Origin of the sequence: Prevotella herbatica, assembly GCF_017347605.1 — a bacterium.
Classification (GTDB): domain Bacteria; phylum Bacteroidota; class Bacteroidia; order Bacteroidales; family Bacteroidaceae; genus Prevotella; species Prevotella herbatica.
Genome location: NZ_AP024484.1, coordinates 2,718,612 through 2,741,423, shown reverse-complemented (window position 1 = coordinate 2,741,423; position 22,812 = coordinate 2,718,612). Strand labels below are relative to the sequence as shown.

Below are 22,812 nucleotides of genomic sequence, written 5' to 3'. Positions count from 1 at the left end.
CATGGCACAGACTTATGATGACGGCTACGGTCACAAAGTTGTAGCAAAGGAGGATTTACAGATATCACGCTCAACAAGCGCAAAGACGAGTGGAAAGATCAGATGCAAGTGCCCAGAATGCAGCAGCCACGAGGGCAACAAGCCCAATTCCGACTGCGTGAGTATTGACCTTGACACTGGTTGGGGACACTGCTTCAGATGCGGAACGGTGTTTCTGCTTGAAAGCCATTTCAAGACATGGAAGGAGGGACAGGAAAAGCGGTATGCCAAAAAGAAATACAACCTGCCAACGGCTGATTATTTCATGCCCAACTTCGGTACAAAGACGATGGAGTATCTCAAATACAGATGCATCAGCACGGAGACGGCACATAAACTCGGCATCAAAACAAGGGTGATTGAGCACGGAGCGACAAAGGAGGAATATATCGGATTCCCCTTCATCGACGGCAGCAACACCGTTGACGTGCAGTTTAAACTGGCTTCAAAGACCGAAAAGAAGTTTTTCTTTGAACAGGGCTGCGAGAAGATTCCCTACAACGTAAACAGTGCCATAGGTGCCTCGCAGATACTCATCACAGAGGGCATGATGGACACGGCAGCCTGCACCGAATGTGGCTATGAGGCGGTGGTGAGTCTGCCCAACGGTGCACAGAGCGACCTGCGATGTTTCGACAAGTACAAGGACTATTTCAGCGGTGCAACGATCATCTATGCAGGAGATACGGATGAACCTGGTATTGAGGCACGCAACAAGGTGGCTTCTTACTTCGGGGAGTCACGGATGAAGAGTGTTGACTGGACTTACAGATGGAAGGATGACGAGGGCGAGGACAACATGCACTGTGCCAAGGATGCCAACCAGATGCTCATGGAGAAAGGCAGGGATGCCGTGGTATGGTGCATTGAGCACGCAAAGAAGATGAACATTGCGGGACTCGTGGAACTCGACACGGTGGAATCGCAGCTTGATGACCTTTACGAGAACGGACTTCCAAAGGCGAAGGACCTGCACGTGGCGAAGCTGAACAACATCTTCAGGATTGAGGACGGACTGATTTATCTTGGTTTTGCCGCTCCGGGCAGCGGAAAGTCAACGATGATGAACTTCATCATGATGAGTATGGTGCATCTTTACGGCACGCACATCCTCGTTTACAGTCCTGAGAAATATCCTACGGCTCGTCACTATTCTGAGATGATCAACGTGATGACGGGCAGGGAGTTCAGCAAGGGCAAGTTGATTGAGCCTGCCTATCAGCGGGCAAAGGACATCTGTAGGGAGTATATACGTGAGATTGATGCCAACGTGACTAACGACATCGACGGCATCCTGCATATAGCGCAGCAGGAGTATTACCAGGGACTGTGCGACATGCTGATAATAGACCCTTTTAACTGGATTCAGCTACCTGAGCAGACTGGCATCACGGACACGATGAAGTACACGATGCTGCTGATGAAGATTGTACAGTTCGCTCATCAATATAAAGTGCCCGTGTTCATGATGCACCATCCCCGCAAGTTTGACGACAAGACGAAGCTCACCATCAACGACATCTTCGGTAGTAGTGACTTCGGAAACAAGAGTGATTATGTGTTCTGGCTTGACCGCAAGAAGGACGAGGACCCGCTGAAGGAAGTAACGTACTGGAACTGTATCAAATGCCGTTGGAATGAGATAGGAAAGACGGGTACCGTTGCGCTGAAGTACTCCACGGACACCATGCGGTATGCTGGCTGCAATCAGAACTTCGATAAGACGTATAGTCCCATCAGTGAGGATACGGCTGACTGGACGAAGCATGAAGCCATGTCGCAGGAGATTGACTTCAACCCAGTTACTCTGCCTGAATGTCCGTTCTAAATATTAACTTTTAAAACAAACAACGATTATGTCAAATTTATCAATCGGGGAACCCTCCCCGAAACAATCAAATGCCAGAAATGCGGGCGTGAACTTCCTAAACAGAAGTTAGAACGCATGAAGTCTGGAACGTATCGACAGGTATGCAACCAGTGCAAATATGAGTACTACATCAAACCATCTAGGGTAAGGCGCATACTCAGGGAACTGGAAAACGATACATAGGTTTTGCAAATTAATAAGCGTCGAAACGTCTATTTGCTGATAATCAACGTATTAGATGCTGTTTTTCAAAAACATACTGTCGGTAAAATGGCAAATAACAAAAACGTTTCTACGTAGAAACGGAAACGTTTGATCGATGAAACGCAAACTTTATGTCGTAGCAACAGAAACGTTGCTTCGTAAAACGGCAAACAATGCTTCGTAGAACGGAATTTTAACTCATAAAAACGAAAAAACAGAATGAATATAGCTAAAATCAACGTCTTGTATAAGACAAAACAGGAAATCAAACAAAAATTGACGAGTCTTGATGATTTGTTTGTCATGATTCGGGGTGAAAAATACCAAAAGCAGTGTAATAAACTGCGATATGCCCTCAACTCATACCCGAATATTGCGGGTATGAAGCTGACTGAGACGGCAGAACTGCCACAGATACAGTTTTCTTTGTGCAGAAAACAGTACACGGGCTATATTTTGCTGTCGTTCAAGGCAGAAGACGGTTGGCTGAACAATCTGAAGTTTCTTGCAGAGGGACTTCCGCAGACATTGATGTGCTTTACTGGAGCATCGGCAAAGTCACTGAAAATTGTAGTGGCATTTACACTACCAGACGGTACACTGCCACAGACAGAACAGGATATCTGCTTCTTTCATCAGCATGCCTATTTCACATGTGCAAAATTCTATGAGGCGGAACTGGGCATTAAATGCGAGCGAACAGTGCCAAAGCCTCAGACTGTATGCAGAATAAGCACGGACGAGCACGTTTTTCTTAATGCCAGTGCTATACCGATGATTCTTCAGCAGCCACATGAAGGCGTTGAGAAGAGGGTGAAAAGTGAGATTCGCTATCAGATGAAGAAGACAAGCTATCATGCAGGCAGGGAAAGTGGTGTGATTCCTTTTTATGAAAAGCAGCACATGGCAATGGCGAAGTTTCAGACAATATTTCTGAATCTAATCAATAGTGCCGTGGACATGGATATGGACGAGATTGTGACGGAACTTGCGAAAAACTGTCAGCGCAACGGTCTTGCGGAAGAATTCTGTATAAAAAGACTGATGCGACATGCCCCATATTGTAATTTTGATTATATCGTGCGCAACTGCTTCCGCAATGTCTATGACACGAGTGCGCCAAAATCGGACTGTGCGGTATCAAAGATGACTATCGACATGGAAAGGCTGCGCACGTTTCTTGCCGTGAGATATGCTTTCCGCAAGAATGAGATTACAAACGACTGCGAATACAGGGAACGTGACAGTTTTATATTTTCGTGGAACTCCGTTACAAAAGAGGTTCTCAACACGATAACAATCAACGCAAAGTCTGAGGGCATTGACGCATGGGACAAGGACGTGAAGCGATTCATAGAATCATCATTCACAGAAGATTACGACCCGATTGCAGACTGGATAACTTATCTGCCAAAATGGGACAAAGAAGACCGCATAGACAAGTTTGCACAGAGGGTGAAAACGGATAATCAGGACTGGGTGAAGAACTTTCATCTGTGGTTTATCAGTATGGTGAGCCAGTGGATGCGCAGAAATTCCATGCACGGCAATTCACTTGTTCCGCTGCTGGTAGGCGAACAGGGAGACGGAAAGTCAACATTTTGCCGAATGATCATCCCTGAAGAACAGCAGATTTACTATACAGACCGTGTGGACTTCACGAAGAAGGAGGATGCCGTGAAGGCATTGAGCCGATTTATACTGATAAACATAGATGAATATGACAGTATTTCAAAGCGCCAGACGGCATTTCTTAAATACATGTTGCAGGCAGTTGATGTGAAGTTTAGAAATCTATATGAGAGCCTCACGCAGCAGCACAAGCGATATGCAGCTTTCATCGGCACGACCAACAATCCTCAGCCGTTGATAGATTATACCGGTTCACGCCGATACATGTGTATCAGGGTAAAGGAACGCATAGATACAACCACGGCAGTGAACTACGAACAGATGTATGCTCAGGCAATTGAGGAAATAAAATCGGGAGCAAGGACCTATTTCGACAATGAGACGGAGCATAAGATTCAGCTTGACAATGCCGACTTCCTACAGATTGACTGTATGGACGACATCTTCTTCGAGATGTTCCATCGTCCTGCGAAAGAAGAGAAGGCGATGCGTCTCACGGCAACGGAGATTGTGCAGAAAATGAAAACGAAGTATCGTAACATCAGCATCAACAACAGCAACATCATGCGTGTAGGACATATTCTGATGAGGAATAAGTTCAAGCTGACAAGAGGAAAGTCTCGCCGTTATGACATCGCTACAAATGACACGATGGTGCCACTTGATTAATGCAGATTTGAAACGTAGTATGCTGATAATCAATGACAAGACACTTAGACGCTAGTATTTCTTGAAAACCCTATGTACGTGCGCGAGGGGGGAGCCTATTCTCCTCGCTGAGAAATGATGTTGTGGTTTTGGGGTTTGTCTGCGATTATCTGCGGGAGAATAGAACGTTCACACATGCAAAGGAAAGAAACAATATAATGGATCGGCTGTCTAAGTTTTAGCATCAATATATTTTAAGTTTTTTTGTTTTAGAACGAAACAACGATTAAATAGAGTTAATTCCTGACATCAAAAATCTATATTTTTGATGTCAATCATTGTTATCAATGATTTTCTTTATATATTTGCATCATATAATATGAAAAGAATGATTACTGAAAGACAAATAAATTCAACTCGTAGGAATGATAAATTGGTTGATAAAATCAATTGTCAGTTGCGACGTAATTCTGCATTGATGAGAAATTTACCATCTTTTCAAAGCGGTTTTTCTTCTATTTTTGATATAAATAGAAAGGATTTATTATCTGATTATATGAAAGGTAATAACATCGATGATGTAAAAAATGATTGGAAAGCGATTGGAAATGATATTAGATTATCAATGATTAATTTCAGTAAAAGATAACCACTTTAATATGAATAAGGAAAAAACACAAAATAAAGAAGAAACACCAACATTAACTGAGTCTGAAGAAAACGAAAAAACAATTGACTTAAATGAAGTTCTAGAAACAATTGAACCTGAAAAACGAGACGTTATAGCTCGTGCGTTTGTTGCTATGCAGGAGACTTCATTTAGTGGTCCTTTACCATCTCCTGATGATTTCAAGAAGTATGGAAATGTTGTTCGTGATGCACCCGAAAGAATTTTGATTATGGCAGAAAAGCAATTAACTCATAGAGTTGAATGCGAAAAGAAAATAATAGCTTCACGGATAAAAGAAAGCAAGACTGGGCAGTGGATGGGATTCATTTTAGCCTTGATCTTTATAGCTGTAGCATTTTTCTTAGGATATAAAGGACATGACTGGTTGGCTGGGACTATTATTGTTTCTTTAATATCAATAGCGATAGTTTTTGTGTTAAAGAAGAATCCAAAAGAATCAAATGACGACGAATCTAATCCTCAAAAAGATTAGGGATAAAATAAGATAATATGAATTTGAACTGAACTCCAGAAGTTAGACAAAAACTTTTAGGGTTCAGTTTTGTTTTACGAAATTCATTTAGGGTGTAGTCTGCGTCAATCAGCGAGAGACATTGGGGGTTCATTGCGCAAAAATAGATTGAGTCCTCTTGCGTGTTATTCTCTCGCAGATAGCGCAGATCACGCAGATGAATGCAGCAAGCTGCATTATTTCGCAGAGAAAGGCAGCTGGTCGTTAGTGTGGTTTGTCTGCATAATCTGCGTGAGAATAGGCCGTTCATACATGCGAAATAAAAGGTAAGGATATGACCGTGTTTTTTGGAAATGGTAAATTTACTTATTGATATAATTAATTGGGGTAAATCTCTCAAAACATTTGTCCGAAGGTAACAAAACTTTTTTGTAACCATCGGACAAATGGATTTCTTCTTTGGCAATAGATTGAGTATTCTTTTAAAACGATTTTTATTCGGAAATTAGCATTAGATAAAAATATATCATCATTTTTTTAAAGATATTCTTGTTTGAATGTAATTTATATATTACCTTTGTACACATGAAATATCGAGAAGTAACCACTTATAAATCCTATTTTGAAGACTTTTTTAAGGAACAATCCTCTAAGGTCCAAGATAAGATTATTAAGATTCTCGACCTTATAGAGCAGGTTGAACGGATTCCCGTTACCTATCTTAAGTATATTGAAGGTACAGAAGGACTATTTGAGGTTAGAGTGATACTCAATGGAAATATCTTTCGCATATTTTGTTTCTTTGACGGCAATAAACTAATAGTGCTACTAAGTGGATTTCAGAAAAAGACACCTAAAAGAGAAATTGAACGCGCCGAACGGATAAAGGCAGAATATTATAATGACAAAAAGAAAGGAGTGTAATATGGAAACAAAAACATTAGATCAGATTAAAGACAAGTATTATGGTACTGTTGGCACTCCAAAGCGAGATAAATTGGAGAGCGAAATGGCAGCACTTCGTATAGGCGTAAAACTTCGTGCTGCTCGTGAAAGTTTAAAAATGACTCAGTTGGAACTTGCAACTAAAATTGACAAGAAACGTTCCTTTATCTCTAAAGTTGAGAATGATAGTGAAAATATCACATTGAAAACGCTTTTTGATATTGTTGAACGAGGATTAGGGGGCAAACTTCGAATTGATGTCCAATTCTAACTTGAATGTTTAATTTAAGAGCAATCGTAAAACATTAAATGAGGTGTCTTACGATTGCTCTTCACAATATTATTATGCGCTTGGTGATGATGTCTGAATTAGAATCCTACGTAAAGCGAGTTATAATTTATAATCTTTATGCTGAACCTAATAATCCTTTGATGTGATTATATCTGTAGGGTATCAAGTAAAGAGCAAACGAGGTACTCAATTCAGTATTTGGGCATTTTTTAGATACAAAGAATGAATTAATCTTAGTTTTGTATTATTCTAAACTATAGATATGCACGATTTTAGTAAATATCAGATAGCTTAGAAAGGAATTGCTGTGATATATTCTCACAGTGTTACGCAATCCCAAACTGTCTTTTGTCTGCGTTCTCTGCGACATCTGCTTTAGCAGATCTATTGCCCCAATCTGTCTTTCTCTGCGTGAATCAGCGTAATCTGCGAGAGAATAGGCCGTTTACACATGCAAAGAACGAGTAATAAAACAAAAGAATATCAGCGTGAATCTATGGGAGAACAGACCTTATACTACTTTGGCTAACACCCCAACGAGTATTTCATTGCAAGCCTTAAAAAATACGAGTACCTTTGTAACGTCATTTGAAAATCAGGTGACTGGGCTTAATGAAAGGAGGAACATTATAGGTGCACATATATGATGCTTTCAGCAAGTCTCAAACAGTAAAAAAACAATTTAAAACGAAAGGAAAAAGAAACATGCTGAATTACAAAATTTACATGAACAAAAACAAAAAGAATCTGAAAACCTATAACAAGTTTTACGCTCGTGCCGTCTATCACGGAATAGCTCAACTTGATGACATGGCAGAAAAGATTCAGGCAAACTGCTCAGTTAAAAAGAGTGATGTACTAGCAGTACTCACAGAACTTGCAGAGGTGATGACAGCCGAACTTCAGGACTCAAAAATCGTAAAGATCGCAGGACTAGGTTCATTCAAGCTCACACTGAAATGTGTAGGCGCAGACAGTATCAAGGAGTTCACACCAGCCAAGAACATCAAGAAAGTCAACATCCGCTTCAGTCCGGAAGCACATGTAGACGCAGGTTCAAAGACACGCACCAAGGCATTGGTAACCGGTACGCAGGTCAAGGAGTACGCAGAGTACAACAAGATCAAGGGTGCACCAAAAACAGGTGATCCAAACGGCGGAGTCGTAAAGCCTTAAACATCGTTCCCCCTGATGCGCACAGGGGGACATTGCTTTTAAACAAACAACAAATTAAAAACAAACACAAACAATGGATAAGAACAAAGTAAACATTTCATGGATAATCAAGATAGTAATCGCTATCGCTTCAAGTCTTCTGGGGTTGCTTGGAACGCAACAGAACGAAACACAGGAATAGCCGAGTGAGCTATCACGATTTCAACGACTTAATTAAAATCATAACCAACTTAATATGGTTAATTGCAGCGCTCACAGCGCTACTTAGCTGCACGGTATGGATGGCAGGATAACAACAGAGGGATGTGCTAAAGCGCATCCCTTTTGCGTTTTTATAGATTTGAATTGTTCTTTGAAAAATTTATATAATACCATTCTTGTGTATTATTTTTTGTGTACCTTTGCAAGTGCATTGACAACACGGAATCGGACGTTCTAAGATGAACATGGGTTGTGATTAGCTAAATTTTTCATATCTTTGCAAGTGCATTGACAACCGGAACGGACGCCAAAGCAAATGATAAGGTGTTGTGATTAGCTAAATTTTTCATATCTTTGCAAGTGCATTGACAACACAATTAAAATCCTGATGAAAGTCCATCTGTTGTGATTAGCTAAATTTTTCATATCTTTGCAAGTGCATTGACAACGCAATGTCTATTACAGTTTGTCGGTATCTGGTTGTGATTAGCTAAATTTTTCATATCTTTGCAAGTGCATTGACAACTTCTACGTGCCGTTACGCTTCCTTGACAAAGTTGTGATTAGCTAAATTTTTCATATCTTTGCAAGTGCATTGACAACGACCTTGCTGAAATTGTAACCCTGTGCTAGGTTGTGATTAGCTAAATTTTTCATATCTTTGCAAGTGCATTGACAACTTTAGCGTCAACACGAACGCCACGACCGTAGTTGTGATTAGCTAAATTTTTCATATCTTTGCAAGTGCATTGACAACTGCACGGAGAAGAAGGACTGAAGGACTTGGGTTGTGATTAGCTAAATTTTTCATATCTTTGCAAGTGCATTGACAACAGGTATATGTAAAAGACTGTTTGATTATGGTTGTGATTAGCTAAATTTTTCATATCTTTGCAAGTGCATTGACAACACGTGCCAAACGAATATCAGATGTATTAAGTTGTGATTAGCTAAATTTTTCATATCTTTGCAAGTGCATTGACAACCTTAGAACAATAAGAATAGGTATTATCAAGTTGTGATTAGCTAAATTTTTCATATCTTTGCAAGTGCATTGACAACAGTTAATGATATTATTCAAGAGAATAATTGTTGTGATTAGCTAAATTTTTCATATCTTTGCAAGTGCATTGACAACCGCTCTCCGTATAGGTGTAATCGTACGAGGGTTGTGATTAGCTAAATTTTTCATATCTTTGCAAGTGCATTGACAACTCTCTGATAGTTTTAACCGTGCCGTCACTAGTTGTGATTAGCTAAATTTTTCATATCTTTGCAAGTGCATTGACAACAAATCGGCAGCTTGTTCGCTACCATCAACAGTTGTGATTAGCTAAATTTTTCATATCTTTGCAAGTGCATTGACAACTAGGGTTCGGTATAAAACACGATGATATTAGTTGTGATTAGCTAAATTTTTCATATCTTTGCAAGTGCATTGACAACGTGCTTTCTATCTTACCAAGAAAGTCACTGTTGTGATTAGCTAAATTTTTCATATCTTTGCAAGTGCATTGACAACGCTGACAAGAAAGGTAATTACCTACCAACCGTTGTGATTAGCTAAATTTTTCATATCTTTGCAAGTGCATTGACAACTGCCTACACCAGAGGGTTTGACTAATATAGGTTGTGATTAGCTAAATTTTTCATATCTTTGCAAGTGCATTGACAACTGGCAGTACAGTTCGTCATGCGTTTTGATGTTGTGATTAGCTAAATTTTTCATATCTTTGCAAGTGCATTGACAACTTGATCTTTATATATAATTGTAAATCAATGCTTTACGTTGTGTATTAGAAATAAAAAAAGAATCAAGATTAAAAGCGGGAATTCTATTTAATATAGAAATCCCGTTTTCTAAAATAGTTCTAACTGCTGATATGGGGCATTTGGTTTTTGCTCTTTCTTACAATAAAAAAGCTGTATATCACTAAATTGTTTATCAGTAATACACAAAATACCAACATTACCATTTTCGGGGAGCAATGACTTCACCCTTTTAATATGAATCTGAGCATTATCCATACTTGCACAATGACGTACATATATGGAAAACTGAAACATTGTAAATCCATCTGCCATGATATTTTTTCTGAACTTAGCAGCAGCTTTACATTCTTTCATTGTTTCTGTCGGTAAATCGTAAAAGACTAAGACCCACATAATTCTGTATTCATTAAATCTTTGAGATAAAGGCATTAGGATAAGAAATTTTGCGTAGTTCACCACTAAAACATTTTGCCAAACTAGAGGTTGTCTCAGATATAGCTACCATTAGTGGTCGTTTCTTTCCACCAATCATAACATCTATTATAGGGATAGACAATAAGTCACTTTTCATATCGACAGTAAGTACATCAGGAATTTCGGCGTATTTAGAAATAATTTCTATTACAAGTTTGTCAACATAAGGTCTATAAGGTTCCATGATGTCATCTGCTAAACAATAAGCGTTATATCTATTGTGATGGTGTATTCCCTCAACTGGTAGAAGTCCACTTGCTACGAGTGCTCTCGCAACGGTAGCTCGTAAAATAGCGTATCCATAATTCAAGAGATTATTAGGTGGTGTTCCATCTGGATCTCTAATAAAATCAGGCATATCTGCAAAAACGTTCCTCCAATAATACACTGCTGCTTGTGCTTCATAATTATCAGGGTCTCCGCTTTTTACATCTTTAGCCATTACATACATTCTAGCCACTGATTTTAAGGTGTGTTGAGATAATATTGCAGCTTGATTTTCAATTTTTGCTTTGATAGTTTGTTGCCAAAGTTGCTTCTTTAGAGGTACGGTAGCGTCAATTTGTTGCCTGAATCTTTCACTATGTATGGTATTGCCTTGTAGCGGTAAGAGCATGCCAGTAGGCATGCGCTTATCACTGCAAGAAATAAGAGCGGCATTATTTTCAAGAAGAGCAGCTATAAGCCCTTGGGTAATCGTTATACGCTGATGATCTAAAATTATAATTCCAATATCTTCTATAGGTATTGTTCTTACAGATTCTTTACGTATAGGCTCTGGTAGGTTGTTAGCATTCTCTACTTCTGGCAGCTTTACAACAAGTTGTTTGTTTGTTAGAGATAGGTATGCTGGATTGCCAAAATATAGTGTTTTCTTGATCATACATTCCCTTTGATTATTTTTTCAACATTCCCTAATCGATCTACAATTAGTTTGAAACAGTTCTTTTTAATAGCCACGCCATCCCATGATTTCTCAGATTTATTATTTGAGCCTAATTCGGCTGTCTTAACAATAGGCATCGCAATTGATTGGGGGATAAAAAAACAATCTTTATCAGATGATGACATCATTTTATAAATCCTAGCATTATCCACATTTGGAATAGTACCATTTTCATCTGTTACAACAACTAAGTCTCCAGGAGATAATATAAACTGAAGTTTTTCGCCTTTATCATTGATGTCTTTTGCCACTGGCAAATTATTTTCCATGCATTCCAGAGATTCATTAAAAGGTATGCTTTCAAATGAACGATTTCCATCTTTATCTGCATAAATAGCAAAAAATAAATTTGTTCCTTTATCAGCTTCAACATATTTCTTATTTTTATTACCTCTTTCACCTATTGAAAATTTCATTCCTAGCGTTTCGAATTTTCTCACCTTCATAATTGGTTTGTGGTCTTTACCTCCATTCAGTTCTTTAAAATTCTGATTCATTCGGGTAATACCTTCTAGAGAGAAAGCCAATTTAGGATCACTGTCGTTTGCTTTGTAATGATTAAGTAGAATGTTACGTATTCCACTATCTGTAACTGCATTGATTTTTTTCTCATCAAATGTATCATCAATAGCTATTCTTGAAGCTGATAGTTCAGGAACTTCAGGGGTATAATATACAACTACCTTTGATATATCTTTTCCATTCAACTCATTTTTTCGATCTTTGAAATACTTTAGTATGATTTTAGTATCGAATTTGTGATACTGTGCAATTATATCTTTAATGGCTTTGCGTACTTCTTTATCAGCTATGAGATGCCAATCGGTGTTCAATGCATCTTTTAAGCTAACCTTCTTTTGTGTTTGCAGACGTACAGCACCAGATACAGTAGCTTTATGCAAAGATTTTCGAACCGCCCAACTCTCTGTACTATTCTGGGAAACGATTTCTTTCTTTCCATTCACATAATGTGAGTAGTGATTGGTCATTTTATTAATTACACGTAAATTCTGCTTAAAACTGACAATAATAGAATCTAGTTGTGACTCAACATCTTGTGTGAAAGTATCCCATGGCTTGTTAAGTCGCCATACATAGTTGCCATTACCATCAGTCTTATCCTTAAAACAGAGTTTGCTACGCAAGTCCATACGTAAATCAGCCTTCTTGTCAATAGCAGCACTGTTATTCAAATAGTTAACATGGTTGCGAGTAGCACAAGCTATAACGATTGCATCCATTGCGTGGTGACGATGATCTATACGTTTCTTATTGAAACCAGGGGACAGATCAATCGGAACTTCAGTTTGGAAATACCTTTTTCCATTTTTCTCAATCCATTTACCAAACTGCTCCGTTGATGTAATTTTATTTAATCGCTCAAATCTAGGTGCTATAATATGATTCCATACTTGCTTAACGCCCCAATCTTTTTTAAGATGATCTGTAATTGAGCCATTTGTAGCTATTACATTTATAGCTGTTGCTGCCTTATCATTATCAGCTATTTCTCCGCTCTCATCAGTTACTCTAACGACACTAGACAAGATCTCGATGGTCTTACGAGCAATATATCTACTATCATTAAGTTGCTTCTGGATGAACGAATCAGGAATGTCCTCCATTAATAATTTTTTCATCTTAAGTCTGTCATTGGCATAGTGCTCCCTCACATATTCCTCGTATTGTATTTTATCAAATACACGATGCTTACCAATGATGTGACCATGCTCAGCAACAATAAACTCGTATCCCAATCTATTATCTTTCAGCTTATTGACTTCGCTTTCGCAGATTACTTTATTACTAAGTGAGTCATCGAAATATCTAGATTGAGGTATTACATGTTCTATTTCATAGGCTGGGGTGAAGAGCTTTGACAATGGTATCATATCACCAGTATATGGAGATGTGTATCTCTGTTCAAGCCACAATCTATATTTAATAATTTCTTGATGAGATACATGTTTAGATGTGTCTCCAAGGTCTTTGATTATAGACAAAATATCATCATCAGGTTCATTTGAATTAAGCACATCTGTTTCGTAAATTTTAAAGAGTTCCATCTGAGATGGAGAATATGGGCGCACATTATCTATTTCACAGTCAGGGTTTACAAACTCTTGAAGTAGTCTTCGTATTCTCAAGTTTGTATGTTCATTATTTGAATTACGCTGCATGTCCTTTATCCTCTTATCTTTAGACTGCTTTAAATTGCGTCCCATCTCAACATGTATTTCGTCTATTTTGCCATATTTAGCCCATATATCCCTGACAACACGCAATGTTTCTCCTAACACAGTTTCTACAACCGGATTACGTAGCGCATGCTGTTTAAAATCATATTTGAGATAATACGTTATGTCATCTGGAGATTTCCAAATACCCACTTCTTTACGTTTGCCGTAAACAATCATCTCAGCTAGAAATAGTGGTAATCCTTGAAATGAGTCAATTGAAGACAAGTTAATATGATTTTTTGCAGCTACATCATAGATTGCATCATCAGCATCTCCAGCTATTATAATATCAATCTTACTTCTAGTCTTTGCATCAATATCCTCCTCATGCCAGTATTTACCTATACGCATAAGTGGTAGTAATCGTTTTAAAGCTTTTTCTGAATATGCACCATAATCAGCATTGAATGGCTTAATATGGATATGATCCTCTACAAAAGTCTCCACATCAAGACCATTTTTAGTTGCAAAAGTATTGAGTGCTTTTCTTAGCAAAATAGGATCATTTACAGAATATAATATATGCCATAATTCAATTTCTTTCTTATTATATCGCTCATCACTTTGCAATATGTTATCTCGGTTTATGAGATATCGAGTTTCGTTACAAGGATAAGTTTTATCATCCTCAACATAATTCCATCTATACAGAGAAGCGTTCTCTTTGCAAATCAACTTAACAAACTGATTATTGTTAATATCTTTGCGTACGTTAAGTTGTTCGTAGAGTTTACAACGTTTCTCTGCTGTATTTATAAATTCATCTGTAACATCTACGTCTGTTTTCAATTTCCCATTTTCATTTTTTTCTTTCTGAATCACTCGCAGATTTGAAATAAACTGCCATAGTCTGAAATCCTGATAAATGGGATGTGACTTAGGTATAACCTTTATAGGTTGCTTTACGATTTCCCCAGTGTCTTTATTTACAAACTGATAATGTTCATAAGGGCAGTTAGCTATTTCGCTTTTCTTACTTTTAAGTGGGCGCTGGTAAAAAATAATATCATCTACAAAGAAACTCGTAAAACTAGATTGATACAGAGATTGAATATGTGCCTCATTATTATGATATAATTCTCTTACACACTTTTCATAAATATTTGAGTCGCTTAACTCTGGTATAAATTCACATTGCTTATTGAGAATTTTAATCAATTCTTCTTTATAATACTTGCGTTCAATGGTTTTAACAAGTTTACCTCTAACTTTAATTGTAGGGTCTGCAAGAATTGAATCATATATATATTCACCTACAGTAATATTTCTATTATTCAGATCCGCCTCAGTTCGTTTTTTCATCAGAGTCCAATCGCCTTCTTGAGGATCGCGCAGTTTAATCTTAGGATTTCCCTCTTTATCTAAAGCTATATTTCCCTCTTTATCTAAAGTTGTAGTGACAATAACTTCAACTTGGTCACCTATATTTCTAGGATCAATGATACCAGTTTTGCGTTGTTTGGCACCATTATCGTAAGTAATATCGTACCAATACAATCCTTTTTTATTTTTTACTGCATCCAGTTTTTCTACATTAACAACATTAAGCACCTTGTATTCTTCATTCTTAGAAGTTGATATATCATCCTCTTCACCACGCAGTTGATAGTAACCACGTTTTGTATTAAAGTTGAGCAATATCCACGCCAATTCTTCTCGTTTAATTGGCTGAATAAGAGCCTTCTTTCTCAAATAATATATAGTCCAGTCGTAAGGTATCTTGCGACCTTCAGCCAACATATCAGGATGAATCTCTCTAAATTCTTCAAGCATCTCCTTAAATGAATCCATAAATATAAATTCATTTTTATTATTGCTATCCTTTCGATATGGCAAAAGGGGTTCACCATGGTTAATAAATTGTCCGGGATGCTTATCGAAATCAATTTGTTTTTGAAAGTGAGCAGGTAAGAAATTAAGTACATTCAGCACTCGGAGTAATCTTTGTCTTCTGAGTTCTGCACGTTCATTTAATCTACGAATGCCTCTGAATTCAGTCCTTGCTGCTGCTGAAGATTGGAGATTACCTGATTCAAAGTCAGACATAGCTTTTGCATCCATGGGAATAATTCTACTTCCTGCTTTGATAATTTGTTTACTGGTATTATCAACTAATGCCCATCCTATACTATTGGTTCCTAAGTCCAAACCTAGAATTTTTGCCATAATTAGTGTTGTTTTGGTTAAAGTATTAGCAAAGTTATAAAAAAAATGTCTTAAAATTTGCAATTTACAAAAATAATCATGATATTTGCATAAAATTTAGCTAATCACAATAAGGATTATTCCGTTGTGAAAACATTTAGGGTGGCGAGAGTCACCCATTTTTTTGCTTAAATTTTTTATCACCTCTATTCTTTATGCTAGTATGTATATTGTTAATGTACTAAAGGATAAAGAGTTAGAATGAAACTCAGTTGTCAAGGATTACTTGACAACTGCCACAGGTGAAAAGTAATCTATGTTGTTTCGGAAATGAAAGTAAGGAAAGATATCTATGGGAGAATACATCTGCTTTAGCAGATGCTATAGTTACCTACAAAGAAAAGAATATCTGCGGGAATTAGCGGGAACGGTATATTCATTCAATAGTCAGACAGTACTCAATTTGAATGCTTCATTATATGAAATGAGATTGTCGCAGTCATGATATTTTTTCCATGGATCTTCTTTGTGACTCATTGCTGATATTTCTGCTGAAGATATATCTTTGAATTTATCAATGATAATATTCAGTATTCCAGCTTTATATCAAGTTTCTATACGTCAAGCCATATTAGAATATACTCATGCAGGGCGAACAAAAAAGTCCTCAGGAATAATATATTTATTATACTCTTATTTTTCCCCTTGTCTTACATTATCATTATGCTTACTTAGGGTATAGTGCATCTTATAGAGTGTGCTTAAAGCATCACCGCATATTTTCTAATCTCTTCCAGCCTTTTGATGAAGGATTTGTCGTTACGAGCTTTCTGCTTATCGTAGTCTGCCTGAAGACCAATCCACATGTCTGCATCAATGTCAAGGGCAGCTTCTATCAGCAGGGCATATTCTGTGGTAACAGAGCGCTTGCCATTAAGCACCTCGTTGAGCACCGATGGAGCAATGCCAGTCATGTTAGCGAGTTTCTTTTGGGTCATGCCACGACTCTCAATTTCATCCTTTATCATTTCTCCTGGATGAATCAACATTGATGATTCCAGGTTGTTGGCGATCATTTTTGGGTCAATGCCTCTTAATGTGATCATATCTTCATTATTTATAATGGTTCGACAATTCTATAATGTTGCATACCGTGAGAACAGGCGTTTCTAAATTCTCATCTATAGTGAACTCAATACGATATTTGTCATTGGCTCTGATAGAAGATTTAGCTTTCTTGTCACCATGCAGGGCGAACAAAAAAGGGAAGTCAGTCTTTACTGACTTCCCTACTCAAAATAATTATCACTATAAAATAATAAACTCATATTGGGAATAAGCCCAAATGAGCTACGACTAAATCATCACATCAGGGTAATTATATATATTACTCTTTAGAAGAATTCGTAACAGGCTCCTCCCCTACTTTCTTCGTTGCAGATTTCTTTGCAACAGATTTCTTGATAGTCTCTTTCTTTGCAACAGACTTTTTTGGAGTTTCTTTCTTTGTAGTACACTTTACTTCTACCTGTTCACGGAACTTATCGCTTTCAGTCTCAATCTTTTCAATCTTAGCCTGAAGACGAGAAATCTCCTTATCCTTCATCTCAATTTCATCACCTTGATTCTTGATCGTTGTGAGCAAGCCTTCAAGTTCGTCATTATCAATGTCGGTAGAATAAAGATTGTTGACACGATTGATGAAATCACCAAGGATATTCATATAGTTTGTGAAAGCATCAAAAGGACTGCTATAGATGCCACGATCAACACCAACAACAGCTGGCTTCGTTGTCATAAAACGGAAGTTGTTGCTAGCCTGCAAATAATCCCAATCCTGATTTATACGAGGATCGTTAGCTATACGTACACGATCGGCAACACTATACAACTTATTGAAAGCCTCACGCTGCATAGGATTACCTAGCCATGAACTTACATCACGCTCTTCGTCTATCCAACTAAGCGTGTCTGGCACATTTAGCGAATCGACAGCCTTTACATTCTCACAAATCTCTGTCGGCGTAGAGAATGTTATATTTTTAGCTTTGGCACAAGCAGGCAAAGCCTTAAAGAATTCAAGAATATTGCTTGACAAAGGCTGAGCGATGCCAAGAGCAGAAAGTTCCATAAATATGTTTACTACCTGTTCCTCTTGAGGCAATCCTGCAATACGATTGATGTAAGTATCAGCAAACAATGGATATCCGCTCCAGTCCTTATTGCTGAAACGAAGTGAAATGTCATCGCTGAGATTTATATCACGCAACAGGAGTTTCAAGTTTGGAGCCAACTCACTAGTATATAAATAATGTGGAGACTTCCAACCTAATACATGTTTTGCACCCTCAGTGAGCATACCCTTGAATCCCATCTGAGAAACCTTCAGTCCGATATCATCACTATATATGAGAGACGAGTTGCGCAATACCTTTGGATACTGTCCAAAGTACTCATTCATCTTTGAGCACTGGCGCTTCACCTCCTCATCAAATCCGTCCTCGTTAACAAGTGAAGATAGACCATGCGAATAAGGTTCGGCAAGAAATTCCACACAGCCTGTATTATTGAGTTCCTGTAACTTTTCCAACACTTGCGGAGCATGCATCTCTAACTGTTCTACACCGACACCGCTAAGAGAGAAAGCTACCTTGAAATAATCACCATTAGCCTTGATCATATCAAGCAACGCATTGAGCGCAGGCATATAAGAACGCTCGGTAATATCAATCGTACTTCTTTCATTCTCGTAATCATCATAATAATAATGATCAGTACCGATATCAAAGAAACGATATCTCTTCAGATGTAGAATCTGATGTATTTCGAAATATAAACAAATTGTCTTCATGCTATATACTTTTACTATTTTACTTTATTCAGTTTATCTAGCGCCACCCCAAAGTGCGTTCATAGAGTTCACGTATCCACAAGCCTACCTTTTCCCAAGTAATCTGATCTACTTCATTCTTTCCTTGAACAGAAAGATAATCAAACAGACTCTCGTTGTGACAGATGCTATAAATGGCATCGGCAAGCGAATTGATGTCCCAGTAGTCTACCTTTATACAGTTGGTAAGAATCTCGGCACAGCCACTCTGCTTTGATATGATTGTAGGTGTTCCGCATTGCATAGCTTCAAGCGGAGAGATACCAAAAGGCTCACTCACAGAAGGCATTACATAAACATCAGAATCCTTAAGACATTCATAGACTTGTTTTCCACGCATAAAGCCTGGGAAGTGGAAACGATCTGCAATACCTCTTTCTGCAGCAAGATAGATCATCTGATCCATCATATCACCCGAACCAGCCATACAGAAACGTACATTGCGAGTGCGGTGAAGAACCATATTGGCTGCCTCGACAAAATACTCTGGTCCTTTCTGCATTGTAAGTCGTCCCAGGAAAGTTACTACTTTCTCCTTACCCTTATGATCTGGGCGTGGAATATCCTGCAATTCTTTCTCTAATGGATACACCGCATTATGAACCGTAAACACTTTGCGTGGGTCCTGATGGTATTGATTTATAACCGTCTGGCGTGTGAGTTCGCTCACACACATGATGCAGTCGGCATTGTCCATACCATTCTTCTCGATTCCATACACTGTAGGATTGACATGTCCACGGCTACGATCAAAGTCTGTGGCGTGAACATGTATGCACAATGGTTTGCCACTAGCATATTTTGCATGTATGCCAGCAGGATAAGTAAGCCAGTCGTGAGCATGAATAATGTCAAAATCCATTGTTCTAGCCACGACTCCGGCAATTACAGAATAATTGTTTATCTCGTCATGAAGGTTAGCTGGATATCCACCAGCGAAATCCATAGCACCCAAATTATTGACACCCATATAATTGAAGTCGCCATAGATATGATCACGAAGTTTATAATAAAGCTCCGGTGACATTATGTTGCCGATTTTGTTCTTAACGTAATCATAATCAACATCACGCCAAGCAATCGGCACGCAGTTCATTGCCACAATGTTTGCAGGTGTCTTATCCTCGTCTCCCCAAGGCTTAGGAAGACATAAAGTTATATCAACATCACCTTGAGCATGCAGTCCCTCAGTAATTCCATAATTAGCTGTTGCCAGTCCACCATATACGTGAGGAGGATATTCCCATCCGAACATTAATACTTTCATATTGTATCTCCTCCCATTTATTTAAAGTTATACTTTTCAAGAAGCTCGAGCGTACGAAGTATCTCTGCCACATTCATTGCGAATGATATTGCCCCTCGACCATTGAAAGGTGGATTGCCATCAAAGAGTTCAGGAATAGTACCTATGCAGTGATTAAGCATTTCATCTTCATATCCAACCATCTGACGCTCTATGAAGCTCAGTCTGGTACGTTTATAGAGTTTAAGGCAGGCTTCCATATAGAAACCTCCAAGCCAAGGCCACGCTGTGCCTTGATGATAAGCATAATCGCGCTGTGTCTGCGGACCTATATACATAGGATTATATCCACCACTCTTTGGAGACAGCGAACGCAATCCCTTAGGAGTAAGAAGTTCACGTGTACAGACATCCAAAACGCTCTTTTTCTGGTCTTGATCTAAAGGAGAATAATCCAAGGCAACAGCGAAAATCATATTTGGTCTTACGCTCCAATCCTTGTCATTTCCACCTACATAATCAAACAGATAACCATATTCATTCATGAACATATCAAGGAAAGACTTGCGGCATTTTTCAGCCGTCTTTTCCAAGTGTTCAGCTTCCTTATTCTTTTTATCAAGCTGGGCTATTGACGCGCAAAACTTGAGTGCATTATACCATAAAGCATTGAACTCAACAATATACCCCGTACGAGGCACAACAGGTTTGCCATTTACGGTAGAGTTCATCCAAGTTACGGCCTTATCAGTACCATTGGTATAGACAAGAGCGTTATCCATAACTTTAAGATTAGGATGATTACCTTTTTCTATAAACGTCATTATACGTTTCATGAAAGGTCCGTACATCTCTAAGCATTTCTGCATTCCGGCTTCCTTTGCATACTGTTGCAGACACCATATAACCCACAACGGTACATCAGGCTGTTCCATTTCATAAATCTTTACCGAAAGCGGTTTGCCTTCCATAAACTCATCAAGTCCCTTTTGAGCCGTCTTCATCACAAGTTCAAAATAATACTGTTCTTCTATAGAAAGAGTGAGACCTGGCAATGCGATAAACATGTCACGGGCACGACATTTGAACCATGGATAACCAGCAAGAATATACCGATCATCATTGTTCTCATGAATATGAAATTGATGAGCGGCATTGACTAAACAATGAAAAAAGTTATCTCTTGGCGTACGTTTGCCGACCTCAGTATCAAACAGTTCATTCAAGCTATCCGTAGAACTTTCAGAAATAGAAGCAGCAAAGACAATGCTTTCGCCTTTCTTTATGTCTAGTTCGAAATATCCTGGAACATAAAGATCCTCATCAGAGGCATATCCACGTTCCTGTTCTTTTGGATATTCCACACCGCGATACCAATCAGGCTTAAACATGAACTTGTTTTCCGTGCTAAACTGCATAAACAATTCAGGATAACCCGGATACATACAAGTCTTTATTCCATTGTCTACAGGCTGATAATCTCTGCTAGCAACAGAATTCTCATGAGTAAACTGCCTGACACTGCGAAAGGCTAGGAATGGACGTATTCTTAATGTAGTGATAGAATGGGCATCAACAAGCGTATAACGAATCAGAATTCTGTCTTCATAATGCTGAAACACGACTTCCTTTTTCAATATAACTCCACCTACACGATAAATTGTAGTAGGAACCTTATTGCAATCAAACTCTTTAATATACTTATGTCCCTTTGGACTGTAGTTATTACCCTGATACTTATGAAGTCCCATATTAAATTCAGCGCCATGCTGAACCACTGTAACATCCAATGATGAAAGTAATACATGATTGTCATCATCCAGTTCTGGAACCGGAACGACAAGCAGACCATGATACTTTCGGGTATTACAGTCAACAATAGTGGAACAAGAGTAAGCTCCAGAGCGGTTGGTGCGAAGCAACTCTCTTGGTAATGACTCTTGGAGATTCGTCATCAGAGCTTTTTCAAATTTTAAATAACTCATAGTTCTCTATTAAGGTTTAAAATGTTTTATATTGTGTTTTGCGAGTATTTACCTTTACATTAGATAAACTCTACATGAGTTCAAAGTTAACAAAAAATGTTCAGTCTACAAATTTAGTGTCAAACTTTTTTTGTAAAAACGCTAAATTTTATGTTATACGATATATTTTTAGTCAAAATAAATGTTCATTTCTAAGTTTTTTTATTACTTTTGCCCAAGTAATATTTATATTACATCTCTCTAGATATATATGGCTTTTAAAAAGGACAACAATAATTCTGCTATAGTTCGAGCCATTTCTGAGCTATGGCAACCGCTTACCGACGAAGAGATAAAAATTCTCTCCGATGATATTTATGTCCAAAAATTCAAGAGAAACCAACTAATTTACAAAGACTTTGATGGTCCAACAAGAATGATGTGTCTTGTGCAGGGCAAGGTAAAGATATTCAAGGTTGGCATAGGCGGACGCAATCAGATTTTAAGAATCATAAAGCCAATAGAGTTTTTTGGATTCAGAGCCTATTTCGCAGACGAAGACTACAAAACTGCAGCTATGGCATTTGAGCCTTCAATTGTTGCATTCTTTTCAATGCCTGTAATGATGAAACTAATGAAGAGCAACTTTAACATCAGTCTGTTCTTCATTAAATACTTATCAAAGCAATTGGGATATAGCGACGACCGCACAGTGAATCTAACCCAAAAGCACATACGTGGCCGCCTTGCAGAATCACTTATATTCCTCAGAGACAGTTATGGCATTGAGGAAGACGGATATACATTAAGTATATACTTAAGTCGTGAAGATTTGGCAAATCTGTCAAACATGACTACCAGTAATGCTATCCGTACACTTTCAGCTTTCGCCAATGAAAAACTGATCGCTATTGATGGTAGAAAAATCAAACTCATTAACAGCGACGAGATATTAAGAATAAGTCAATTGGGATAATGTATACTA

The 22,812-nt window shown here is 38.1% G+C and carries 17 protein-coding genes, 1 pseudogene and 1 CRISPR repeat array; of the genes and pseudogenes, 9 read left to right on the top strand and 9 right to left on the bottom strand.

From position 1 onward, the window contains the following. Window position 1: 1 nt before the first annotated feature. The 8 genes from prwr041_RS10235 to prwr041_RS13670 all read left to right on the top strand — a co-directional run bounded on the left by prwr041_RS10235 (window position 2) and on the right by prwr041_RS13670 (window position 8,129). Window positions 2-1,867 (top strand): bifunctional DNA primase/helicase, encoded by a 1,866-nt coding sequence (locus prwr041_RS10235; protein WP_207153691.1) that lies wholly within the window; start codon window positions 2-4, stop codon window positions 1,865-1,867. A gap of 465 nt (window positions 1,868-2,332) precedes the next feature. Further along, a complete protein-coding gene (locus prwr041_RS10230; protein ID WP_207153690.1) occupies window positions 2,333-4,414 on the top strand; it encodes a VapE domain-containing protein in 2,082 nt (693 codons plus the stop codon). Between the two features lie 358 nt (window positions 4,415-4,772). Next, window positions 4,773-5,042: a hypothetical protein gene (locus tag prwr041_RS10225; protein ID WP_207153689.1), complete on the top strand. Its 270-nt coding sequence runs from the start codon at window positions 4,773-4,775 to the stop codon at window positions 5,040-5,042. A 10-nt stretch (window positions 5,043-5,052) separates the two neighbouring features. After that, complete coding sequence (locus prwr041_RS10220; RefSeq protein WP_207153688.1) at window positions 5,053-5,556, top strand: DUF2335 domain-containing protein; 504 nt, start codon at window positions 5,053-5,055, stop codon at window positions 5,554-5,556. A 564-nt stretch (window positions 5,557-6,120) separates the two neighbouring features. Continuing rightward, on the top strand, window positions 6,121-6,459 hold the full coding sequence (locus prwr041_RS10215; RefSeq protein WP_207153687.1) for a type II toxin-antitoxin system RelE/ParE family toxin: 339 nt from the start codon (window positions 6,121-6,123) through the stop codon (window positions 6,457-6,459). Window position 6,460: 1 nt separating this feature from the next. Further along, a complete protein-coding gene (locus prwr041_RS10210; protein WP_207153686.1) occupies window positions 6,461-6,751 on the top strand; it encodes a helix-turn-helix domain-containing protein in 291 nt (96 codons plus the stop codon). A gap of 747 nt (window positions 6,752-7,498) precedes the next feature. Next, entirely contained in the window at window positions 7,499-7,948 is a 450-nt protein-coding gene (locus prwr041_RS10200) for an HU family DNA-binding protein (protein WP_237072210.1), read from the top strand. Window positions 7,949-8,021: 73 nt separating this feature from the next. After that, window positions 8,022-8,129 (top strand): DUF6486 family protein, encoded by a 108-nt coding sequence (locus prwr041_RS13670; protein WP_237072209.1) that lies wholly within the window; start codon window positions 8,022-8,024, stop codon window positions 8,127-8,129. A 269-nt stretch (window positions 8,130-8,398) separates the two neighbouring features. Continuing rightward, a CRISPR array of direct repeats spans window positions 8,399-9,901; the repeat unit is 47 nt; unit sequence GTTGTGATTAGCTAAATTTTTCATATCTTTGCAAGTGCATTGACAAC. A gap of 108 nt (window positions 9,902-10,009) precedes the next feature. Here prwr041_RS13670 and cas2 read toward each other — a convergent pair. The 9 genes and pseudogenes from cas2 to prwr041_RS10160 form a co-directional block, all read right to left on the bottom strand. After that, window positions 10,010-10,351 carry a CRISPR-associated endonuclease Cas2 gene (gene cas2, locus prwr041_RS10195; RefSeq protein WP_207153684.1) on the bottom strand — a complete coding sequence of 114 codons (342 nt, stop codon included), beginning with the start codon at window positions 10,349-10,351 and terminating at the stop codon, window positions 10,010-10,012. Next, the gene (cas1, locus tag prwr041_RS10190) at window positions 10,329-11,279 is read right to left on the bottom strand and encodes a type II CRISPR-associated endonuclease Cas1 (protein ID WP_207153683.1); all 951 of its coding nucleotides are present in this window, start codon (window positions 11,277-11,279) and stop codon (window positions 10,329-10,331) included. The genes cas2 and cas1 overlap by 23 nt, the downstream gene beginning before the upstream one ends. Continuing rightward, window positions 11,276-15,748, bottom strand: coding sequence for a type II CRISPR RNA-guided endonuclease Cas9 (cas9, locus tag prwr041_RS10185; protein WP_207153682.1), 4,473 nt, complete (start codon window positions 15,746-15,748; stop codon window positions 11,276-11,278). The genes cas1 and cas9 overlap by 4 nt, the downstream gene beginning before the upstream one ends. 426 nt (window positions 15,749-16,174) lie before the next feature. Continuing rightward, window positions 16,175-16,288, bottom strand: a complete 114-nt coding sequence (locus prwr041_RS13795; protein ID WP_394370818.1) for a Panacea domain-containing protein — start codon at window positions 16,286-16,288, stop codon at window positions 16,175-16,177. Window positions 16,289-16,488: 200 nt separating this feature from the next. Beyond that, a complete protein-coding gene (locus tag prwr041_RS10175; RefSeq protein WP_207153681.1) occupies window positions 16,489-16,833 on the bottom strand; it encodes a HigA family addiction module antitoxin in 345 nt (114 codons plus the stop codon). Window positions 16,834-16,840: 7 nt separating this feature from the next. After that, a pseudogene (locus prwr041_RS13665) lies at window positions 16,841-16,978 on the bottom strand (type II toxin-antitoxin system RelE/ParE family toxin); the annotation flags it as partial. 136 nt (window positions 16,979-17,114) lie between these two features. Continuing rightward, window positions 17,115-18,578 (bottom strand): glycoside hydrolase family 57 protein, encoded by a 1,464-nt coding sequence (locus prwr041_RS10170; RefSeq protein ID WP_207153680.1) that lies wholly within the window; start codon window positions 18,576-18,578, stop codon window positions 17,115-17,117. Window positions 18,579-18,615: 37 nt separating this feature from the next. After that, on the bottom strand, window positions 18,616-19,884 hold the full coding sequence (locus tag prwr041_RS10165) for a glycosyltransferase family 4 protein (RefSeq protein ID WP_207153679.1): 1,269 nt from the start codon (window positions 19,882-19,884) through the stop codon (window positions 18,616-18,618). Between the two features lie 17 nt (window positions 19,885-19,901). Then, window positions 19,902-21,848 carry a glycogen debranching enzyme N-terminal domain-containing protein gene (locus prwr041_RS10160; protein ID WP_207153678.1) on the bottom strand — a complete coding sequence of 649 codons (1,947 nt, stop codon included), beginning with the start codon at window positions 21,846-21,848 and terminating at the stop codon, window positions 19,902-19,904. Between the two features lie 250 nt (window positions 21,849-22,098). Here prwr041_RS10160 and prwr041_RS10155 point away from each other — a divergent pair, with 250 nt between their 5' ends. Further along, window positions 22,099-22,803: a Crp/Fnr family transcriptional regulator gene (locus tag prwr041_RS10155; protein WP_207153677.1), complete on the top strand. Its 705-nt coding sequence runs from the start codon at window positions 22,099-22,101 to the stop codon at window positions 22,801-22,803. Window positions 22,804-22,812 lie beyond the last annotated feature (9 nt).